General features: G+C 66.5%; 19 protein-coding genes. 12 read left to right on the top strand and 7 right to left on the bottom strand.

Annotated elements, in window-relative coordinates; genetic code table 11:
- Positions 1-72: 72 nt before the first annotated feature.
- A complete protein-coding gene (locus B7G53_RS02990) occupies positions 73-750 on the top strand; it encodes a DUF4136 domain-containing protein (RefSeq protein WP_096663291.1) in 678 nt (225 codons plus the stop codon).
- A 100-nt stretch (positions 751-850) separates the two neighbouring features.
- Entirely contained in the window at positions 851-1,501 is a 651-nt protein-coding gene (gene pcp / locus B7G53_RS02985; protein WP_176491280.1) for a pyroglutamyl-peptidase I, read from the top strand.
- Here the strand turns inward: pcp and B7G53_RS02980 are convergent.
- Both B7G53_RS02980 and B7G53_RS02975 read right to left on the bottom strand, forming a co-directional pair.
- Positions 1,494-1,715 (bottom strand): hypothetical protein, encoded by a 222-nt coding sequence (locus B7G53_RS02980; protein ID WP_096663285.1) that lies wholly within the window; start codon positions 1,713-1,715, stop codon positions 1,494-1,496. The two genes, pcp and B7G53_RS02980, sit on opposite strands and share 8 nt — an antisense overlap.
- A 94-nt stretch (positions 1,716-1,809) precedes the next feature.
- The gene (locus B7G53_RS02975; protein WP_096663282.1) at positions 1,810-2,181 is read right to left on the bottom strand and encodes a hypothetical protein; all 372 of its coding nucleotides are present in this window, start codon (positions 2,179-2,181) and stop codon (positions 1,810-1,812) included.
- A 172-nt stretch (positions 2,182-2,353) separates the two neighbouring features.
- Between B7G53_RS02975 and B7G53_RS02970 the strand changes: the two genes are divergently transcribed.
- Both B7G53_RS02970 and B7G53_RS02965 read left to right on the top strand, forming a co-directional pair.
- Positions 2,354-3,268, top strand: a complete 915-nt coding sequence (locus B7G53_RS02970) for a delta(1)-pyrroline-2-carboxylate reductase family protein (RefSeq protein ID WP_096663858.1) — start codon at positions 2,354-2,356, stop codon at positions 3,266-3,268.
- A 76-nt stretch (positions 3,269-3,344) separates the two neighbouring features.
- Positions 3,345-4,703 carry an MBL fold metallo-hydrolase RNA specificity domain-containing protein gene (locus tag B7G53_RS02965; RefSeq protein WP_096663279.1) on the top strand — a complete coding sequence of 453 codons (1,359 nt, stop codon included), beginning with the start codon at positions 3,345-3,347 and terminating at the stop codon, positions 4,701-4,703.
- Between the two features lie 22 nt (positions 4,704-4,725).
- On the opposite strand, the gene B7G53_RS02960 is transcribed toward B7G53_RS02965, so the two are convergent.
- Both B7G53_RS02960 and hemN read right to left on the bottom strand, forming a co-directional pair.
- A complete protein-coding gene (locus B7G53_RS02960) occupies positions 4,726-5,418 on the bottom strand; it encodes a sulfite exporter TauE/SafE family protein (RefSeq protein ID WP_096663276.1) in 693 nt (230 codons plus the stop codon).
- A 13-nt stretch (positions 5,419-5,431) separates the two neighbouring features.
- A complete protein-coding gene (hemN, locus tag B7G53_RS02955; RefSeq protein ID WP_096663856.1) occupies positions 5,432-6,814 on the bottom strand; it encodes an oxygen-independent coproporphyrinogen III oxidase in 1,383 nt (460 codons plus the stop codon).
- A gap of 187 nt (positions 6,815-7,001) precedes the next feature.
- Between hemN and B7G53_RS02950 the strand changes: the two genes are divergently transcribed.
- A complete protein-coding gene (locus B7G53_RS02950) occupies positions 7,002-7,721 on the top strand; it encodes a helix-turn-helix domain-containing protein (RefSeq protein WP_096663853.1) in 720 nt (239 codons plus the stop codon).
- 4 nt (positions 7,722-7,725) lie between these two features.
- Here B7G53_RS02950 and B7G53_RS02945 read toward each other — a convergent pair whose 3' ends face one another.
- Entirely contained in the window at positions 7,726-8,196 is a 471-nt protein-coding gene (locus B7G53_RS02945) for a universal stress protein (RefSeq protein WP_096663850.1), read from the bottom strand.
- Between the two features lie 25 nt (positions 8,197-8,221).
- On the bottom strand, positions 8,222-10,897 hold the full coding sequence (locus B7G53_RS02940; RefSeq protein WP_096663273.1) for a bifunctional acetate--CoA ligase family protein/GNAT family N-acetyltransferase: 2,676 nt from the start codon (positions 10,895-10,897) through the stop codon (positions 8,222-8,224).
- A gap of 135 nt (positions 10,898-11,032) precedes the next feature.
- On the opposite strand from B7G53_RS02940, the gene B7G53_RS02935 reads away from it, so the two are divergent.
- The gene (locus B7G53_RS02935) at positions 11,033-11,419 is read left to right on the top strand and encodes a TraR/DksA C4-type zinc finger protein (protein WP_096663271.1); all 387 of its coding nucleotides are present in this window, start codon (positions 11,033-11,035) and stop codon (positions 11,417-11,419) included.
- A 34-nt stretch (positions 11,420-11,453) separates the two neighbouring features.
- Positions 11,454-11,930 carry a phasin family protein gene (locus tag B7G53_RS02930; protein ID WP_176491264.1) on the top strand — a complete coding sequence of 159 codons (477 nt, stop codon included), beginning with the start codon at positions 11,454-11,456 and terminating at the stop codon, positions 11,928-11,930.
- Between the two features lie 68 nt (positions 11,931-11,998).
- Here B7G53_RS02930 and B7G53_RS02925 read toward each other — a convergent pair whose 3' ends face one another.
- Complete coding sequence (locus tag B7G53_RS02925) at positions 11,999-13,705, bottom strand: PHA/PHB synthase family protein (RefSeq protein ID WP_255249890.1); 1,707 nt, start codon at positions 13,703-13,705, stop codon at positions 11,999-12,001.
- A gap of 197 nt (positions 13,706-13,902) precedes the next feature.
- Between B7G53_RS02925 and B7G53_RS02920 the strand changes: the two genes are divergently transcribed.
- The 5 genes from B7G53_RS02920 (at position 13,903) to B7G53_RS02900 (ending at position 19,278) form a co-directional block, all read left to right on the top strand.
- Positions 13,903-14,892 (top strand): zinc-dependent alcohol dehydrogenase family protein, encoded by a 990-nt coding sequence (locus tag B7G53_RS02920; protein WP_096663844.1) that lies wholly within the window; start codon positions 13,903-13,905, stop codon positions 14,890-14,892.
- A gap of 126 nt (positions 14,893-15,018) precedes the next feature.
- The gene (locus tag B7G53_RS02915) at positions 15,019-15,672 is read left to right on the top strand and encodes a BON domain-containing protein (protein WP_096663265.1); all 654 of its coding nucleotides are present in this window, start codon (positions 15,019-15,021) and stop codon (positions 15,670-15,672) included.
- A gap of 54 nt (positions 15,673-15,726) precedes the next feature.
- Positions 15,727-16,155 carry an Hsp20/alpha crystallin family protein gene (locus B7G53_RS02910; RefSeq protein WP_096663262.1) on the top strand — a complete coding sequence of 143 codons (429 nt, stop codon included), beginning with the start codon at positions 15,727-15,729 and terminating at the stop codon, positions 16,153-16,155.
- Between the two features lie 11 nt (positions 16,156-16,166).
- Positions 16,167-16,892 (top strand): ABC transporter ATP-binding protein, encoded by a 726-nt coding sequence (locus B7G53_RS02905; protein WP_096663259.1) that lies wholly within the window; start codon positions 16,167-16,169, stop codon positions 16,890-16,892.
- Positions 16,893-16,896: 4 nt separating this feature from the next.
- A complete protein-coding gene (locus B7G53_RS02900) occupies positions 16,897-19,278 on the top strand; it encodes an ABC transporter permease (RefSeq protein ID WP_096663256.1) in 2,382 nt (793 codons plus the stop codon).
- Positions 19,279-19,297 lie beyond the last annotated feature (19 nt).

Below are 19,297 nucleotides of genomic sequence, written 5' to 3'. Positions count from 1 at the left end.
TGTGCAGACTACTTTACTTGAGCTTGCAATTGAAGGATGGAACATTTTGTTCGTTGCAGCATCGGATTACACATGAACAGCTTTCTTGCGCGTGCGCGTCTTTTTCCCGTCCTGCTGTCAGCCGTGTTGCTGAGCGGCTGCGCCAGCGCGCTGGTAACCCAGGTCACCAGTTTCAACCAGTGGCCGGCCGACGCGGCCGGCAGCAGCTTCAGCTTCATCAAGCCGCCGCCCAACCGCTGGGGCGCGCCGCAAGAACTGGAGCAGGCCACCTATGAGCGGTATGCGCAGCTGGAACTGGAAAAACTGGGTCTACGGCCTGCCGCCGCGGGCGAGCGGGCGCGCCTGCTGGCTGAGCTGAGTACGGTCAGCCAGACCCAGCAAAGAACCTATCTGCAGCCTGTCTATGAAGACCCCCTGGTGTTTTACCCGCCGCGCCGCAACGCCGCCGGCCAGTATTTCCCGGGCTTCTGGGCGCCCAGCCGTTTTGGTCCGACCTATGTGGGCGACCGGGTCGTGCCCTACACCGTGCAGTACAGCCAGCTCAACCTGCGCCTGCTCGATACCCGCAGCGGCCCGCCTGGGCAGCCACGCGCCGTGTTCGAATCCCGCGTGGTACATGAAGGCGACGCCGCCTTGCCGGCGGTCATGCCTTATCTGGTGCGCGCGGCGCTGGACGGCTTTCCGGGCCAGAACGGGCAGGTGCGCCAAGTCCGTTTCGACCGGGAAACCGGCGCACTGATCAGGAAATAAGCGCCTTGCACCAGCGCCGCCGCCGGGGCGATGCCGGGAAGCCATGTGACCCGGACTGCCGCACAATGGCGGCATGCCACGCCCGACGACCTCCCCACCCCTGCCGCCCATCCTCCTGACCGGGTTTGACGCCTTCGGCGGCGACACCCTGAACCCGAGCTGGCTGGCAGTCCAGGCGCTGCACGGCCGGCGCATCGGTGGCCACCAGGTGGTGGCCGCGCCATTGCCAACCGTGTTTGAAGCCTCGCTGGCCGAACTCGGGCGACTGCTGCGCACGCACAAGCCGGCGCTGGTCATCTGTGTCGGTCAGGCCGGCGGACGCGCCGCCCTCTCGCTGGAGCGTGTGGCCATCAATGTGAACGACGCGCGCATTGCCGACAATGCCGCCGCGCAGCCGGTGGACACGCCCGTTGTCGCCGACGGGCCGGCGGCGTATTTCAGCACGCTGCCCATCAAGGCCATGCTGCTGGCGCTGCACAAAGAAGGCATTGCCGCCGAGGTCTCGCAGACCGCCGGCACCTTTGTCTGCAACCATGTGTTCTACGGACTCATGCACATGCTGGCCACGCAGCGCGGCTTCAAACGCACACGCGGCGGCTTTGTTCATGTGCCTTTCCTGCCCGGCCAGGGCCAGGTTCAGGGCCAGCCCCACATGGCGCTGGAGGACGTGGTGCGCGGGCTGCGTGTGGCCGTACGTGCGGCACTGACCACGCAGCGCGACATCACGCAGGGCGCGGGCGCGATCAGTTGATTTTTTGGGGAGCGGGCTCGTCCCGCAGCAGCCGCCAGACCAGCCAGCTGCCGATCAGCGCGTTGCTGAGGGCGAAACCGCCGACGGTCAGGGTCGCCCAGGTGTCGAGCACCCGGTTGTGGACAATCCAGGCCAGCGCGGCCGACAGGGCATTGAGCGCCATGGCCATCCAGAACAGGGGATTGCGAGGCTGAAACAGGCGGGATAACTTCATGCAAGGAATGCTAACCGCTGCCGGCGCCCCTCCCGAAACCACCTCTGCACCGCAGACCGGTGCCTGCCGGAGACAGCCGGGTCAAAAGCCTGGTTTACCGGACAGTGCTGAAGGAAACCGGCAGCATGCCGATGTTATCCGCGGGCACATTGGCCTGGCCACCGGCCAACACCGCGCCTGCCGGCTCGTTGCCGGCCAGGGTGGACTTCGCGCCGTCGTTGTACATGTCGGCTCGGGCATGTCGCACGCAATTGCTGAGGGCCGCACCGCGCAGGGTTTCCACACAATAAGCCACCGCGGTCTGCTGGGAGGCCAGCATGGAGTCACGCGCCTTGGCCTTCTTGACCTCACCACCGGCCACCACGGCGATGGCCGCCAGCAGGCTGACAATCAGCACCGCCCCGGCACCCAGATAGAGGTATTCACGGGGGATGGCATTGACTTGGGGCAGATGGGTGGAAAACATGAAACAGACTCCTCGTTGCGACTGTTTCGATGTTATGAATGCGCCCTGGACATTCAACGCGGGGCATTTCCCGTGCCGATGTAGGATAAAACCGCTTCCCGCAAACACGCCCTGACCGGCCCTGCGCCGGCGCCACGGGCAGGCCATGCGCAGGCTGGCTTACCATCCAGCCATGACCGATTCACCCATCCTGCTGAGCGCCGCGCAGACCGCGGCCCGCCTGCCCTACCCCGCCCTGATGGAAGAGATCGTGCGCCTGCTGGGTGATGCCTCGGTGCAGGTTCCGCAGCGGCAGGTGCTGCCCCTGGCCGGCGGCGGCAGCCTGTTTGTGATGCCGGCCTCGGACAGCCGCGTGGCCATGACCAAACTGATCACCTTCACGCCGGCCAACGCCGGCACACCGCGCGCCACCATCCAGGGCGATGTCGTGGTGTTTGACATTGCCAGCGGCGAACGCCGGCTGGTGCTGGACGGCCCGACAGTGACGGCGCGGCGTACCGCGGCCGTTTCCGTGCTGGCGGCGCAGCGGCTGGCCACCAACACCCGCGGGCCGCTGCTGATTGTGGGCGCGGGGGTGCAGGGCAAGGCCCACCTCGACGCCTTTGCCGAGGTCCTGCAGGTCCGCGACGTCCTGATCGCCTCGCGCAGCGCGGCCAGTGCGCAGGCGCTGGTGCAGCACGCGCAAGCACGGGGCCTGCAGGCCCGTGTGGTGCAGGACGCCAACGCCGCGCTGGCCGACTGCCCGCTGGCGGTCACCTGCACGCCGGCCCATGGCGTGGTGCTCGACAGCCTGCCGCGCCGGGATGCGTTCATCAGCGCGGTCGGCGCCTTCACGCCGCAGATGGTGGAGCTTGGCCCCGACCTGTGCCGTCACTTTGCACAGCAGGGCGCGGTGTTTGTGGACACCGCCGATGCAAGCCATGAAGCCGGCGATCTGCTGCAGGCCGGTCTGGAGGTGAGCCGCTTTGCAACACTCGCGGACGTGCTGGCCCATGACACGCCGAGGCCGGCAGGGCCGGTGCTTTTCAAGAGCTGCGGTTGGGCCGGCTGGGACCTGGCAGCCGCGCGGACGGCCCTGGCGCGGTAAAAAACGCCGGCCGTCCCGTCCACCCCGGTTGATCCACCGCAAAGGGACGCGCCACCGCCCTTTCTAGACTGAAGCCATGAAACTTCAATTCCTCGGCGCAACCGACACCGTCACCGGTTCGAAATACCTGCTTCAGCACGACAAGTCCAGGGTGCTGGTCGATTGCGGCCTGTTCCAGGGCTACAAGCTGCTGCGCCTGCGCAACTGGGCGCCGCCACCGGTGAAGCCGTCATCAATCGACGCGGTGATCCTGACGCACGCCCACATCGACCACAGCGGCTACCTGCCCCTGCTGGCGCGCCAGGGGTTTCACGGCAAGGTGTTCTGCACACCCGCCACCTACGACCTGTGCCGCATCCTGCTTCCCGATTCAGGCCACCTGCAGGAGGAAGAAGCCGAGTACACCAACCGCCATAAACTATCCAAACACAAGGAGGCGCTGCCGCTGTACACGCGCGACGACGCACTGCAGTGCCTCAAGCTGTTTCATCCCGTTCCCTTTGACACGGACTGGCAACCCGCACCAGGCCTGCACGCGCGCATGACGCCCTCGGGCCACATGGCCGGCTCCTCGTTTGTCAGGCTGGATGACGGATCACGCTCCATCCTGTTTTCCGGAGACATCGGCCGGCCCCACGACTTGGTGCTCAAGCCCCCCGTGCAGATGGATGGGGCCGACTACCTGGTGGTGGAATCCACCTATGGCGACCGCCCGCACAAAAATTCGGACCCGCTGCTGGAACTGGGCAAGGTGATCAACCGCACCGCCGCCCGCGGCGGCGTGGTGGTGATCCCGGCCTTCGCCGTGGGCCGGGCTCAGAGCCTGCTGCACTGCATCCAGCTGCTCAAGGCCCAGGGCGTGATCCACAACATTCCGGTGTACCTCAATAGCCCCATGGCGGCCAGCGCCATGCAGGTGTACCTGAAACACAAATCGGAACTGCGGCTGACGGCCGCCGAATGTGATGCGCTGGCGCACGCCGCACATATCGTGCAAACGCCGGAAGAATCGCGGCTGCTCAATGCGCGCCACGGCCCGATGGTGATCATCGCCGCCAGCGGCATGGCCACGGGCGGGCGCGTGGTGCACCACCTCAAGGCCTTTGCGCCCGACAAGCGCAACACCATTTTGTTTGCCGGCTTTCAGGCCGGCGGCACGCGCGGTGCCTCGATCGCAGGGGGTTCACCAACGGTACGAATCTTCGGCGAGGACGTGCCCGTCCGGGCCGAGGTTGCCATGCTGGACGACCTGTCGGCCCATGCGGACGCGGCCGAAATTGTGAGCTGGCTCAAGGGGTTCAAGGCGCCGCCCAAACAGACCTTCATCACGCACGGCGAACCCGCTGCAGCGGACGCCATGCGCCAGCGCATCGAGCGCGAGCTGCACTGGAAGGTTCACATGCCGTTCTACCTCGAAACGGTCCTCCTCCGCTGACGTCGCCAAGGCAGGCCTGCGGTCAGGCCAGGCCGCACCACTCGGCAAAGCGGTGAAAGGCATCCGCCCACAGCGCCCAGGCCGCCGCGAGGATCAGCAAGCCACCCGCCGCGCGTGTGCCCCAGTCCTGCTTGAGCTTGTTACCACGGCCCTGCAGCTTGTCGTACAGCAGCGGCACCAGCATCAGCGACACGCTGCTGCCGGCAGCGAACAGCGCCATCGAGAGCGCGCCCTCCAGCGGCCCGCCGCTGAGCGAAGCGACCAGAAGCGCCGAATAGAGCAGGCCGCAGGGCATGAAGGCCCACAACGCCCCGGTGGCGAAGATGCCGCCACGCGCCGCGGCCAGTGGCCGGATGCGTGACCAGACGGCGCGGCCGGCGTCGCTGACCCACGCGGGCTGGCGCGCCTGGGACAACAGCATCAGCCCCCAGAGCAGCACAGCCAGGTGAAACAGCGTCCAGACCGGACGCAGCGCCGCGGTATTCGTGGTCAGCCAGGCCAGGCTTTGCACGGCCAGCGCGGCAGCGGCGCCGGCCAGCGAATAACCCGCCAGGCGCCCGGCCTGAAAGCTCCAGAGCGAACGCGACGACGCGCCCGAGCCCTGGCGCGGACCCAGGCGCGAAATGCCCGCACAGGCAGCGCCGCACATGGCAGCGCAATGCGGGCCGCCGGCCAGCCCCATCATCAGGGCGGTCACGGCCAATGTGGTGGACATGGCTGGAGCCTGTTCAGATGATGCGCGAGAACCTCGCGCGGTTGCGGTCGGCCTGCAGGTAGCGGTCAAACACCATGGCCACCGCACGCACGAAGAACCAGCCCTGCGCCGTGACCTGGATGCCCGATTCGTCGAGCAGCACCAGCCCCGCATCGGCCAGACTGCGCAGCTGTTCCAGCTCGGCCGCGAAATAGCTGCGGAAGTCCAGCAGCCAGGCCAACTCGATCGACTCGAAAATCACCTGGCCCTGGCACATCAGCGCCATGATCACGGCCCGGCGCGCCAGGTCGTCGCGGCTGAGCGCCAGTCCACGCACCACCGGCAGGCGGTTTTGGTCGAGATGGTCGCAATACTCTTCCATCGTCTTTGCGTTCTGGCTGTAGGTCGCACCAATGCGTCCGATGGCTGAGACGCCCAGGCCGATGAGGTCGCAGTCGGGCTGGGTGCTGTAGCCCTGGAAATTGCGATGCAGCCGGCCCTGGCGCTTGGCCACGGCCAGCGCGTCGTTGGGCAGTGCGAAGTGGTCCATGCCGATGTAGACGTAGCCCGAAGCCATGAAGGCAGCGAGTGACTGCGACAGCATGGCCACCTTGGCCGCAGCGCCGGGCAAGTCCGCCGAGACAATGCGCCGCTGCGGCTTGAAACGTTCGGGCAGGTGCGCATAGGCATACAGCGCAATGCGGTCGGGCTTCAACTGCGCCACCTGGGCCAGCGTTCGCGCAAAGGACTCGGGCGTCTGGCGCGGCAGGCCGTAGATCAGGTCGACATTGATGGAGTCGAACCCCACTTCGCGTGCCTGGACCATCAGTTCGCTGACCTGCTCAAACGGCTGGATGCGGTGCACGGCCTTCTGGACATCGGGATCGAAATCCTGCACGCCAAAACTCAGGCGGTTGAAACCCATGTCGGCCAGGGCGCGCAGGCGTGAACCATCCACCGTGCGCGGATCGATCTCGATGGAGTATTCGCCGCCGGGCACCATCGTGAAGCTGCGCCGCAGCATGGCCATGAGTTCCCTCAACTCATCGTCGGACAGGAAGGTCGGCGAGCCTCCGCCCAGATGCAGTTGCGTGACCGTCTGGCCCTGGCCGAGCTGGGCCGTGTGCAGGTCGATCTCGCGGCTCAGGTAGCGCAAGTAGCTGACGGCACGGCTGTGGTGCTTGGTGATGATCTTGTTGCAGGCGCAGTAATAACAAAGCGATTCACAGAACGGAATATGCACATACAGCGACAGCGGCATGGTCAAGCCGGCCGGGCCCGTGCGGCGCTGGGCCAGGGCCTGGCCATAGTCAGTTTCAGTGAAGGCTTCTACGAAACGATCGGCCGTTGGGTAGGATGTATACCGCGGCCCCGGAACGTCGAATCGTTGGAGCAGTTCGGGCGATACATTGGTCATGACATGTTTCTCGTGGAGGTAAGTGACTGTGCCGCGTCCGCCCACCTGACCGCTTGACATGGATCAAAGGCGCCGGGGCCGGGACCCGGACAATTTGATCAAGATCATAAAAGGCTCTCCCATGAAGGAAATCCCCGTACGTACGACCACCGCGGATCTGCTAGCAACTGCCCCGGAAACCCCATTTATCGATGAAAAAACCATCAAGGTGGCGTGCTCGAACTGCAACCTGCGCGAACTGTGCATGCCGGTGGGCCTGAGCCCGCAAGAGCTCGCACGCATCGACGAGGTCGTGGCCGTTCGCCGCAAGGTCAAACGCGGCGCCACGCTGTTTCGCAACGGCGAGCCTTTCGAATCGCTGTTTGCCATTCGCACCGGCTTTTTCAAGACCTGTGTCACCTCCGGTGACGGCCGCGACCAGGTCACCGGCTTCCAGATGGCGGGCGAGGTCATCGGCCTGGACGGCATTGTCAACGACCGTCATACCTGCGATGCCGTCGCGCTCGAAGATGCCGAGGTCTGCGTCATGCCTTTCAATCGCATCAGTGAACTCTCGCGCGAGATCAATGCCCTGCAACACCATGTGCACCGCATCATGAGCCGCGAGATCGTGCGCGAACACGGTGTGATGCTGCTGCTGGGCAGCATGCGCGCCGAAGAACGCGTGGCAGCCTTCCTGCTGAACCTGGTGCAGCGGCTTCATGCACGGGGATTCTCGGGGTCGGAGCTGGTCCTGCGCATGACCCGCGAGGAGATCGGCAGTTACCTCGGGATGAAGCTGGAAACCGTGAGCCGCACCTTCTCGAAGTTTGCCGACGACGGTGTCATCGATGTTCACCAGCGCCATGTGCGCATCCTCGACACCGACGCCCTGCAGTCCATCGTCAACCAGCAGGGCTGTAACTAGCGCACTACCGGCGGGCAGCATCCTCGGCCCCGCGCACCACCAGCACCGGAACCGGGGCGGTCCGCACGATCTGCTCGGCGTCGCTGCCCAGCAGGACACGGCCGATGCCGCGCCGCCCGTGCGAACCCACCACAATCAGGTCCGCCTGCGCGCTCCTGGCCTGTTCGGCCACATGTTCGCAGATGCGGCCCGGTCCGCCCACCACCAGCACGCTGTCGGTGTCCACACCTTGGGCCTGGGCCTTTTGCCGGGCGAGCGCCAGCAGCTTCTCGCCCGCCGCCTGCATCAGGGGCACGATTTCATTGATGTAATTCGTCGCCGTCTCGAAGCCGTTGACGTAACTCAGCTCGTCCACCACATGGAGCAGCCGCAGCCGCGCGCCGGTCAGCCGGGCCAGACGGATGGCTTCGTCGAGCGCCTTGTCCGAGGTCGGGCTGCCGTCGAAAGGCACAAGAAGCTGATGGTAAACGGACAATTTTTTCTCCTCGGTCAAAGATTTCTCAGCGCAGCGACAGACGCATTGCCATGGTGTCCTGCGCGCTGGCGATGGACACGTCGAACCCAATCTGGCGCGCCAGAGCCGCCATGGCCACGTTCTCCGGCAGGCACTGCCCCACGACCTCGGTGGTGCCGTGCTCGCGCAGGTAGCGAATCAGCTTGTCCATCAGCTGGCGCCCGAGGCCGCGCCCCTGCCAGTCCGTGGCCACCTGGATCGCGAATTCCGCCTGCAGGTTGTCCGGGTCGCAGACGGCCCGCGCTTCGGCCACCATGACCGGCTCGCCACCCGCCTGCGGCACCATCGCCACAAAGGTCATCTCGCGGTCATAGTCGATCTGGCTGTAGCGCGCCAGTTCGGAATGCGGCACCTCGCGCCGCGTCATGAAAAAGCGCAGCCGCATGTCGGCGGGCGACGCCCCGGCATAAAAGGCCATCAGGCGCTGGCCATCCTCGGGGCGGATCGGTCGCAGCAGCACATCCTGACCCTTGACCTGCACATGCTCTTCCAGCGCCTGCGGGTAGGGACGGATGGCCAGCCGGCTGCGCTCGCCCGCCGGGACCTGGCGCAACCGCACCCGCGCATCAAGCGCCAGCACGCCGTGTTCGTCGACCAGCAGGGGGTTGATGTCGAGTTCGGCCAGCCAGGCCAGGTCGCAGGCCATCTGCGAGACCTTCAGCAGCGTGGCCAGCAGCGCCGCCTCATCGGCGGGCGGGCGCCCGCGGTAGCCGGCCAGCAGGAGCGACAGCCGGCTGCCGGCGAGCATGTCCTGCGCCAGCCGGGTGTTGAGCGGCGGCAGCGCCACCACATGGTTCTTGTGCAGTTCAACGGCCACGCCACCCTCGCCGAGCAGCATCACCGGGCCGAACACCGGGTCCGAGGCAATGCCGACAATCAGTTCGTGCGCCCCGGGACGCTCAGCCATGGCCTGCACGGTGAAACCGAGGATCTGCGCCTGCGGCAGCAGCCCGATCACCTGCCGGCGCATCTTCCCGGCCGCGCGCCTGAGTTCTTCCGCGGAGACCAGGTTCAGCGCCACGCCGCCGACGTCGGACTTGTGGATGACCTGGGGCGACACGATCTTCAGTGCGACGGGGTAACCGATGCGGTTGGCCACGGCGACCGCCTCCTCGACATCGCGGGTCCTGACGGTCTCCACCGTGGGGATGCCGTAGGCCCGCAGCAGCGCCTGGGCCTGCGCATCACTGAGCCACTCGCGGCCTTCCTGCAGCGCCTCCTCGAGCAGCGATTGGGCCAGTTGCCGGTCCGGCGTGAAGTCCTCCAGCACGGATGCAGGAAGCTGCTGCAGCGCCTGCTGGTTGCGTGCATAGGTCGCCAGTTGCAGCCACGCCGCCGCCGCGCGTTCCGGTGTGTTGTAGCTGGCAATGCCCGCGCTGGCGCTGTCCCGCCGCGCCAGCGCCACTGCCGCACCACCCAGCCAGCAGGTCAGCACAGGCTTGGCTGCCGCCTGGATCAGCGGCAGACAGGCTGCTGCAATCCGGTCGGCAGGAACAATCGCCGTGGGGGCATGGATGAACAGCACACCGTCGACCTCGGGCGCTGCCAGCAAGACCCGCAGGCTGTCCGCATAACGGTTCACAGGAGCGTCGCCGATGATGTCGATCGGGTTGCCATGCGACCAGGTGGGCGGCAGGCACTGGTTGAGCGCCTCCAGCGCCCCCGCACCCAGCACCGCCAGTGTGCCGCCGCCCAGCGCCAGTGCATCGGCGGCCAACACGCCGGCACCGCCGCCGTTGGTCAGCACCGCCAGCCGCTCACCCTGCCAGCGCTTCACATGGGTCAGGGTTTCGGCCGCGTCGAACAACGCCTCCAGCGTGTCCACGCGCAACATGCCGGCACGCCGGACGGCAGCATCGAACACCACATCGGAGCCAGCCAGCGCACCGGTGTGCGAGGCGGCCGCCCGGGCACCTTCAGGCGCACGGCCGGCCTTGACAACAATCACCGGTTTGTTGCGTGCAGCAGCGCGCGCCGCCGACATGAACTTGCGCGCGGCCTTGACCGACTCCATGTACATCAGGATGGCCTTGGTGCCGGGATCGCTGGCCAGGTAGTCGATGACGTCGCCGAAGTCCACGTCGGCGCTGTCGCCCAGCGAGATGAAATGCGAAAACCCGATGCCGCGGCTGTTGGCCCAATCGAGCATGGCGGTTGCCAGCGCGCCCGATTGCGTCACAAAGGCCAGCTTGCCGGGCAAGGCATTGCCGGGCGCAAAACTGGCATTGAGCCCGATCCCCGGCACCAGCGCCCCGATGCAGTTGGGCCCGAGGATGCGCAGCAGCCAGGGCCGCGCCGCATCCAGCATGGCCTGCTCCAGCGTGGGCCCGCCCGCGCTGGTGGTCTGCTTGAGTCCGGCCGACAGCACAATGGCGGCGCGCGTGCCCTTGCGTCCCAGGGCGGTGATCAGGTCGGGCACTGTCTCGGCCGGCGTGCAGATGATGGCCAGGTCCGGCGCCTGCGGCAGCGACGCGACATCCGTCCAGGCCGGCCCGCCGCCCACCTGGGTATGCCGGCGGTTGACCGGCCAGACCGGCCCCTGAAACCCGTCCGCCCGGAGATTGCGCAGGACCACGGCACCCAGGCTGCCCTCCCGGTCGGAGGCGCCTATCAGGGCCACAGAGGTGGGGTGGAACAGGGTTTCGAGATTGCGTACGCTCATGAATATCCTTGGAACAGGGGACCAACCTGCCCCACGCTGGAAGATTAGCGCCCGAGCAGCGCCCGCAGTTGCTCCAGATCAAAGACCCGGGTGCGGTGTACCCCGCAGAATGAGCATGCCAGCACACGGCTCTCTATGGAAACATACGACAGCACCCTGATGCCGCGCTTCAGCCAGATTCTGCTGCTGCGCGAAGCCGAACTGCGTGCCCTTCTGCAAGCCAGCGCCGAACAACCCCATGAGGCAGGCGGCCCCGGGCAACACCGTGTGATGGATTTCAAGGATGTCGCCATGGAGCAGGCCCTGGCCACGGTCGATGAAGCCAAGGCCGGGCACGCGATACTCGAACTCGAAGAAGTGCTGGCGGCGCGCCGCCGCCTGGCCGACCAGAGCTTTGGCCATTGCCTGGACTGCGGCGAAGCCATCGATCTGCGGCGCCTCGCGGCCCGGCCCGCTGCGGCCCTGTGCACCCCATGCCAGGCCATCCATGAGCATGAGCGCACAGCAGCCATGCGACGCTGAACCGGAAACTGTCCACCACCCGAAAGGAATTCCCATGCGAGCAAAACACTCCCCCGATCCGTCCCGCAAAAGCACGGATACCTCCCCCTCCAGCCTGTTGGCCGATCTCGGTCGCCAGCAACTGGCGGTGGCTGCCGATGCGGCCTGCGCCCTGTTGCGCGGCAGCGAAGCCATGCGGGCCATCCAGCATCAAGTGGCTCACGAAGCCGCCATGCGCCACCAGGCGGCGGCACGGAAGCTGCACGAAAGCCATGAACCGGCCGAGCTGGTGGCCATCCAGTCGGACCTGCTGCGTTATGACCTGCAGGGTGCCACTGAGTACTGGCAGCAGATCACCGCAGCGGCACTGCAGTCGCAGGTCGAGCTGATGGCCAGCGCGACCCACCTGCTCGACAGCGAAAAGGGCGGTCCCTTGAAATCCGCCATGGAAAGTTTTCAGGCGGCGCTCACGTCGGGCAACGGCTTTTTGGCGGGCAAGCCCGCCACCACGGGGTCGCAAGCCCGCGCCTGAAGCGCTTCGCCTGCTGACCCTGCCCATGGACAGCGGCATATAAAAAAAGAGCGACAAAAAAGCCGACCTCAGCCCTGGTGAACGTAGCTGCCGGGTGCCGCTGGCAAATGGTCCTCAGAAGGCAGGCCGGTGACCGGTACCGACCGGACCTGGCCTGTTGAATGTTCATGCAGCCAGGCGTGCCAGCGCGGCCACCAGGAGCCGGCAACCGGTGGTGTTCCTTTCAGCCAGGCCTGAGGATCCGCAGGCGCCCGGCCTTCGGCATGGGTGGCGAAGCGATAACTTGCCTGGGGGTGAGCCGCGGCGCCGGACGGCGGATTGACGATGCCGACGTTGTGCCCGCCCGAGGTCAGCAAAAAACTCACCCGTGCACGCGCCAGGCGGTGAATCTTGTAGACCGAGGTCCACGGCGACACATGGTCGCGCTCGGTGGCCACCACAAACAGCGGCACCTTGATGTCGCTCAGCGAGATGGCGCGGCCACCGGCCATATAGCGGCCCTCCGCCAGGTCGTTGTGCAGGTACAGCCGGCGCAGGTACTCGCTGTGCATGCGCGCCGGCATGCGCGTGGCGTCGGCGTTCCAGGCGCGCAACGCCGTCATCGGTGTCTGCGCGCCCATCAGATATTCATGCACGAGTTTGGACCACACCAGGTCCTTCGAATTGATCAGGGCGAAGGCGCCCGCCATCCGGCGGCCATCAAGATAGCCGTGTCCCGCCATCAGGTCTTCCAGAAAGGCGATCTGGCTCTCGTCGATGAACAGCCCCAGCTCGCCAGGCTCGTGAAAATCAACCTGGCCGGCCAGCAGGGACACGGTTTTCAGCGGGTTGCGCGGCCTGCCACCCAGGGCGGCCGCCGCCATGGCCAGCAAGGTGCCCCCCAGGCAATAACCCGCGGCGTGAATGCCGGCGCCGGGCCGCAACCCGCCCACCGCCTTCAGCGCGTCCATGGCCCCGAGTTCCAGGTAATCGTCGAGACCCAGGTCACGGTCCCGGCTGTCCGGGTTTTTCCAGGACACCATGAAGACGCTGTGGCCCTGGTCCACCAGGTAGCGCACCAGCGAATCGGCCGGTGTCAGATCAAGGATGTAGTACTTCATGATCCAGGAGGGCACGATCAGCACCGGCTCGGCGTCCACCTTGGCCGTGGCCGGCTCGTACTGGATCAGTTCGATCAGGCGGTTGCGGAAAACCACCTTGCCCGGGGTGAGCGCCACCTCTTTGCCGGGACGAAAGGCCTCCACGCCGCGCGGCTTGCCGTCCGTCAGCACCGCCAGGGCATCGCGCGACCAGTTGGCAAAACCACTGGCCAGGTTGGCCCCGCCTGTGGCCAGGGTCTGTTTGAGCACCTGGGGATTGGACAACAGGAAGTTCGAGGGCGACCACATGTCCAGCCACTGGCGTGTGGTGAACGCTGCCACGTCTTCATGGTGCCGGGAGACGCCGCGCACGCCGGTCATGGCCCCGGTCCACCACTGGTCCTGCAGCAGAAAGGCCTGGGCCATGGCGTTGAACGGCAGCAGGTTCCATTCCGGCGGCGAGAACCGCTTGTCCTGGGGGGCCGGCTCCACGCAGCGCACACAATCACCACGCCAGGCCTGCGGCGCATACTGCGCCCACAGCAGGCCCTTGCGCAGGGCGTCGGCCAGCAACTCGGCCTGCCGGGACGGCGACACCAGCAGGTGGGTGTACCAGTCGGCATACGCCATGGCCACCGATGCCGGGGAGACACCGTGCGTGAGCCTGGCCAACCCGAGCTTGAGCGGAAGGTCCATCGGAGCCGGTGCGTGCCCGTGCGGGCGGGGGTGGGACAGTGCCATAAAAAGTTGCGGCACCGCTGCGCCGCCGGTCAGCCAAAAACACAATCGTCCCGTAGCCACGCCCCCCGGCATTTGCGCAAGGTCAACGAACCCCCCAATCCCGGCCCATGGCCTCGCCAGCTGCGTAACATGCCCGGATGCTGCCCGCTGCCATGTTCGCAATGACGGTCGATCCCTCCGGTACACAACTGCAGCCCGCCTCGAAACCTGTGCCGCAGGCGACTGGCTGCGAGGTGGTGGTCCGCGTGCTGGCCTGTGGTGTGTGCCGCACCGATTTGCACATCATCGACGGTGAGTTGCCGGCCCGGCGCGCCAACCTGGTGCCGGGGCATGAGGTGGTGGGGCGGGTGATCGCCAACGGTCCCCGGGCGCGGCGTTTTGCGCTCGGCCAGCGCATCGGCATCCCTTGGCTGGGCCGGGCCTGCGGTGAATGCCCGTTCTGCGCCATGGCCCGGGAAAACCTGTGCGACCAGCCGGTGTTCACGGGTTATGACCGGGATGGCGGCTTTGCCGACTATGCCGCCGCCGACGAGCGCTTCTGCTTTGCCCTGCCCGACCGCTACGACGACGCTCACGCCGCCCCGCTGCTCTGCGCCGGCCTGATCGGCTTTCGCGCCTGGCGCATGGCGGGCGAGGCCCTGCCGCGCCGGCTGGGCCTGTATGGGTTCGGCGCGGCAGCCCACATCGTCTGCCAGATCGCCGTGGCGCGCGGCCAGCAGGTCCATGCCTTCACCCGGCCGGGCGACACGGCGGGACAGGCGTTCGCCCGCAGCCTGGGCGCCACCTGGGCCGGTGGTTCGGACGAAACCCCGCCCGCCATGCTGGACGCGGCGCTGATTTTTGCCCCGGTCGGCGCGCTGGTGCCGGCGGCGCTGGCCGCCACACGCAAGGGCGGAACCGTGGTCTGTGCCGGCATCCACATGAGCCCCATTCCGGCTTTCGACTATGGCCTGCTCTGGGGTGAGCGTGTGCTCCGGTCGGTCGCCAACCTCACACGCGAAGATGGCGAAGCCTTCTTCCGCACCGTGGCCGGCATGTCCCTGCAGACCCATGTGCAGACCTTTCGCCTGCGGGACGCCAACGCGGCGGTGCAGGCCCTGCGCGCGGGGCTGGTACAAGGCGCTGCGGTGCTGCTGCCCTGAGACCGGAAGCGGGGTTCCGCGCCGACTTGAGCAATGTCAATGCACACCGCGCCAGGAAGAATAAATTGGCGCCTTGGCAGTGCCCTGCAGCTGCCTTCAGATTCCTACAGCCATCAGGAGAGTTCCATGAAAACGGATGCCCACATCAAGGCCGACGTCACCGACGAGCTCGCGTGGGATCCCGCTGTCAACGCCACCGGCATCGGCGTGGCGGTCAAGGATGGTGTGGTGACCCTGACCGGCCACCTCGACAGCTACGCCGAAAAGCATGCGGTGGAACAGGCCGTGCACCGCGTGGCAGGCGTGCGCGGCATCGCGGTGGAGCTGGATGTCAGGCTGGCCACCGAGCACAAGCGCAGCGATTCCGACATCGCGCACGCGGCGGCGACGGCCCTGCAGCTGAACTCCCTGGTACCCGACGAGAAGATCCAGGTTCTGGTCGAAAACGGCCGGGTCACCCTGACCGGCGAAGTCGACTGGAGCTACCAGTTGGCCAGCGCCGAACAGTGTGTGCGGCCGCTGGCCGGCGTGCGCGGCCTGACCAACCGCATCACCATCAAGTCCCGCGCGAGCAGCAAGGACGTCGGCGACCAGATCACCGCGGCCCTGACGCGACAGGCCGCGCGCGAGGCCAAGCACATCACCGTGGAGGTTGAGGGCAGCGTCGTCACCCTCTGGGGGAAAGTGCATTCTCTGGCGGAGCGCGAGGCGGCCGTCGGTGCTGCGTTCTCGGCACGCGGTGTTTCGCGCGTCGTGGACAAACTCGAAGTCGGTGCCTGACCCGGAAGGCACATTTTTTCCATCATTTTTACAATCATTCAAGGAGTGTCAATCATGAGCAATCTTCGTGTCCTGGATCCCACCTTCACCGACTCCTTCGAGTCCGCCATGCGCCGCTTTTTCTCGCCCTCAGTTTTAGAGACGGAGACCCCGGCGCTGAAAATGCGCATCGATGTCTCGGAGAAGGACGATGCCTACCAGGTCAAGGCCGACATCCCCGGTGTCAAAAAAGAAGATATCAACGTGCGCATCGATGGCAACGTGGTGCAGATCGACGCCGAAGTCAAGCGCGAAAAAGAGACCAAGGGCAATGGTGACAAGGTCCTGCGCAGCGAGCGCTACTGGGGCAATATTTCGCGCACCTTCAGCCTGGCCCAGGACGTGGACGACAGCAAGGTCCAGGCCAAGTACGCCGACGGTGTCCTGAGCCTGGAGCTGCCTAAAAAGGCCTCGGCAGCGAGCAAGAAAATAGCGGTTCAATAGGCCCTGCACGCATGACCACGGCGCGGCAGCCGGACGTCCCGGTGCTGCGCATCCGGTCCTTGTCCAAGACCTACGGCAGCGGTGAAACTGCGGTACACGCCTTGCGCAACGTGGATCTCGAGGTGCGGGCGGGAGAATTTCTGGTGCTGCTGGGTGCCTCGGGCAGCGGCAAATCCACGCTGCTGAACATCCTGGGCGGACTGGACCGGCCGAGCACCGGCGAGGTGGCGTTCCTGGACCACCGCCTGACCGATGCGCCCGACGAGGAGTTGACGCGTTACCGGCGCGAACACGTCGGTTTCGTGTTCCAGTTCTACAACCTCATCCCCAGCCTGACCGTGCGCGAGAACGTGGCACTGGTCACCGACATTGCCAGCAACCCCATGCCGGTGGACGAGGCGCTGGCGCTGGTGGCGCTGACGCCGCGGCAGGACCACTTTCCTTCCCAGCTGTCCGGCGGCGAGCAGCAGCGCGTGGCCATTGCACGAGCCATCGTCAAACGCCCGCAGCTGTTGCTGTGTGACGAGCCGACCGGCGCGCTGGACTATGCCACCGGCAAGCTGGTGCTCGAAGTCATCGCCCGCATCAACCAGGAGCTGGGTACCACGGCCATTGTCATCACCCACAACGCCGCCATCGCCGGCATGGCCGATCGCGTCATCCGGCTGGCGGACGGGCGTATTGCCAGCATTGAAGCTCCTTCGCGGCGCCTGACTCCCGCAGAATTGTCCTGGTGAAACCATGAAAGCGCTGGACCGGAAGTTGCTGAGGGACCTGCGCCTGCTCTGGAGCCAGGGCCTGACCATCGCGCTGGTGGTGGCCAGCGGCATCGGCGGCTTCATCACCAGCCTGAGTGCGGTGGACTCGCTGGACCTGGCGCGTGAGCGGTTTTACACCCAGGCGCGCTTCGCCGACGTGTTCGCCACGGTCAAACGCGCGCCGAATGCCCTGGTCGAGACGCTGCGGCAGGTGCCCGGCGTGGCCGACGTTCAGACCACGATCGAGCAGGTGGTGCGCATCGGGCTTCCAGGTGTGAGCGACCCCATTCTCGGCCAGCTGATCGGCGTGGACCGCAAACAGCTGCCGCGCATGAACCAGGTCAGCGTCTCGCGCGGCCGGGCGCTGGACCTGGCGGCCACTTCCTCCGGCGCACGTAGCGACGGGCGCATCGAGGCACTGGTGTCGGCCGGTTTTGCGGCATCCCGGGGCGTGAAGCCGGGCGACACCTTCACTGCCCTGATCAACGGGAAACAGCGCACCCTGCTGATCGCGGGCATCGCGCTGTCGCCGGAGTATATTTTTGCCGGCCTCGGCGGCAGCCCCGACCAGCGCGGCTTCGGGGTGTTCTGGATGGACCGCGACACCCTGGCCGCGGCCTACGACATGCAGGGCGCCTTCAACCGCGTGAGCGTCAAGCTCGCGCCGGGAGCGTCGCAGCGCGACGTGATTGCCCGCATGAGCCGGCTTCTGGCACGCTACGGTGCAGGAGAAGCCTACGGCCGCGAGGACCAGATGTCACACGCGATGCTGGACGCCGAGATCAAGGAGCAGCAGGTGCTGGGCACGGTGCTGCCTTCCATCTTTCTTGGCGTGGCGGCCTTTCTTTTGCATGTGGTGGTCTCACGGCTGGTGTCCACACAGCGAGAACAGATCGCGGCCCTGAAGGCGCTGGGGTATCCCAACCGCAGCATAGGCGCGCACTACCTCAAGCTGGTGCTGGTGATCGTCCTTCTGGGGCTCGCACTGGGCATCTGGCTCGGCGACTGGCTGGGCGCCGCCTTCACGCGGCTGTATGCCGACTTCTTCTACTTTCCGACTTTCGAGCATCACCTGGCGCCGTGGCTGCTGGTGGTGGGCGCCGGCCTGACGCTGGCGACCGCCATGCTCGGCACGCTCAGTGCCATCGGCGCCACGGTGCGCCTGGCACCGGCCGAGGCCATGCGCCCGCCCGCACCCGGGCACTTCAGGCGCACGCTGCTGGAGCGCCTGGGCGTCGAAGGCGTCAAGCCGGCCTTGCAGATGATCCTGCGCAACATGGAACGCCGACCGTTGCGCACCGGACTGTCGGTGGCCGGCGTGGCCGCGGCCGTGGCCATCGTGGTGATGGGAAATTTCATACGCGACGCGATCGACCATATTGTGGATACCCAGTTCACCCTGGCCATGCGCAGCGACGTGATCCTGTGGATGAGCGACCCCATTGGCAACCAGGCCCGCCATGAGGTGGCACGCCTGCCCGGTGTCATCGCGGTGGAGGCGACCCGCGATGTTCCGGTACGTTTCGTCAACGGCCCGGTCAGCGAGCGGGGCCTCATCCAGGGTTATGCAGAACGGCCCGAACTTCGGCGCATCGTCGACATCCGCGGCCGGGAAGTGCCGCTGCCCGATGGCGGCCTGGTGATGACCGACCGCCTGGCCAGCAAGCTGGGCCTGCGTGTGGGTGACACGGTGCGCACCGAGGTGCTCGAAGGACGCCGGGATACGCTGCAGCTGACACTGGCAGCCACCGTGCAGGAAATGATGGGGCTGAACGCCTACATGGAGCGCCGCGCACTGAACCGCCTGATGCGCGAAGGCGACGTGGCTTCGCAGTACGCGGTGGCACTGCAGCGCGGCAGCGAGGCCGCTTTCCTGGCCGCCAGCCAGGGCCTGCCGCGCGTGGCAGGCACCTTCAGCAAGGCCAACCTGCTGCGCAACATGCAGGAGGTCAGCGCACGCAACGTCCGCCTCATGAGCCTGGTTCTCACCATGTTCGCCAGCGTGATCGCCGTGGGTGTGGTCTACAACAATGCACGTATTGCGCTCTCGGAGCGAACCTGGGAGCTGGCCAGCCTGCGGGTGCTGGGCTTCACGCGCGCCGAAGTCTCGGTCTTGCTGCTCGGCGAACTGGCCATCTGCATCGCCATTGCGTTGCCGCTGGGCATGCTGATGGGCTGGAGCCTGGTGCATCTGGTCGCGGAACTGCTGAAGTCCGACCAGTTCCAGTTTCCAGTGGTGATCCAGCCGCGTACCTACGCCTGGGCGGCCATCTGCGTGGTCGCCGCCGGCGTGGCCAGCGCCCTGGTGGTGCGGCGGCGCATCGACCGGCTGGACATGGTGGCTGCGCTCAAGACAAGGGAATAAGGAATAGGGGAAACCGGGA

The sequence above is a fragment of the Polaromonas sp. AET17H-212 genome (assembly GCF_002379085.1).
Taxonomy (GTDB): Bacteria; Pseudomonadota; Gammaproteobacteria; order Burkholderiales; family Burkholderiaceae_C; genus Polaromonas.
The sequence above is the reverse complement of the archived record's forward strand: the minus strand, read 5'-3'. Positions and strand labels throughout refer to the sequence as shown.

Bases quoted from the DNA above. Each gene is read 5' to 3' on its own strand.
- B7G53_RS02990 (WP_096663291.1), top strand. From the start codon at position 73: ATGAACAGCTTTCTTGCGCGTGCGCGTCTTTTTCCCGTCCTGCTGTCA.
- B7G53_RS02980 (WP_096663285.1), bottom strand. From the start codon at position 1,715: ATGAAGTTATCCCGCCTGTTTCAGCCTCGCAATCCCCTGTTCTGGATG.
- B7G53_RS02975 (WP_096663282.1), bottom strand. From the start codon at position 2,181: ATGTTTTCCACCCATCTGCCCCAAGTCAATGCCATCCCCCGTGAATAC.
- B7G53_RS02970 (WP_096663858.1), top strand. From the start codon at position 2,354: ATGACCGATTCACCCATCCTGCTGAGCGCCGCGCAGACCGCGGCCCGC.
- B7G53_RS02965 (WP_096663279.1), top strand. From the start codon at position 3,345: ATGAAACTTCAATTCCTCGGCGCAACCGACACCGTCACCGGTTCGAAA.
- B7G53_RS02960 (WP_096663276.1), bottom strand. From the start codon at position 5,418: ATGTCCACCACATTGGCCGTGACCGCCCTGATGATGGGGCTGGCCGGC.
- hemN (WP_096663856.1), bottom strand. From the start codon at position 6,814: ATGACCAATGTATCGCCCGAACTGCTCCAACGATTCGACGTTCCGGGG.
- B7G53_RS02940 (WP_096663273.1), bottom strand. From the start codon at position 10,897: ATGAGCGTACGCAATCTCGAAACCCTGTTCCACCCCACCTCTGTGGCC.
- B7G53_RS02935 (WP_096663271.1), top strand. From the start codon at position 11,033: ATGGAAACATACGACAGCACCCTGATGCCGCGCTTCAGCCAGATTCTG.
- B7G53_RS02930 (WP_176491264.1), top strand. From the start codon at position 11,454: ATGCGAGCAAAACACTCCCCCGATCCGTCCCGCAAAAGCACGGATACC.
- B7G53_RS02925 (WP_255249890.1), bottom strand. From the start codon at position 13,705: ATGGACCTTCCGCTCAAGCTCGGGTTGGCCAGGCTCACGCACGGTGTC.
- B7G53_RS02920 (WP_096663844.1), top strand. From the start codon at position 13,903: ATGTTCGCAATGACGGTCGATCCCTCCGGTACACAACTGCAGCCCGCC.
- B7G53_RS02915 (WP_096663265.1), top strand. From the start codon at position 15,019: ATGAAAACGGATGCCCACATCAAGGCCGACGTCACCGACGAGCTCGCG.
- B7G53_RS02910 (WP_096663262.1), top strand. From the start codon at position 15,727: ATGAGCAATCTTCGTGTCCTGGATCCCACCTTCACCGACTCCTTCGAG.
- B7G53_RS02905 (WP_096663259.1), top strand. From the start codon at position 16,167: ATGACCACGGCGCGGCAGCCGGACGTCCCGGTGCTGCGCATCCGGTCC.
- B7G53_RS02900 (WP_096663256.1), top strand. From the start codon at position 16,897: ATGAAAGCGCTGGACCGGAAGTTGCTGAGGGACCTGCGCCTGCTCTGG.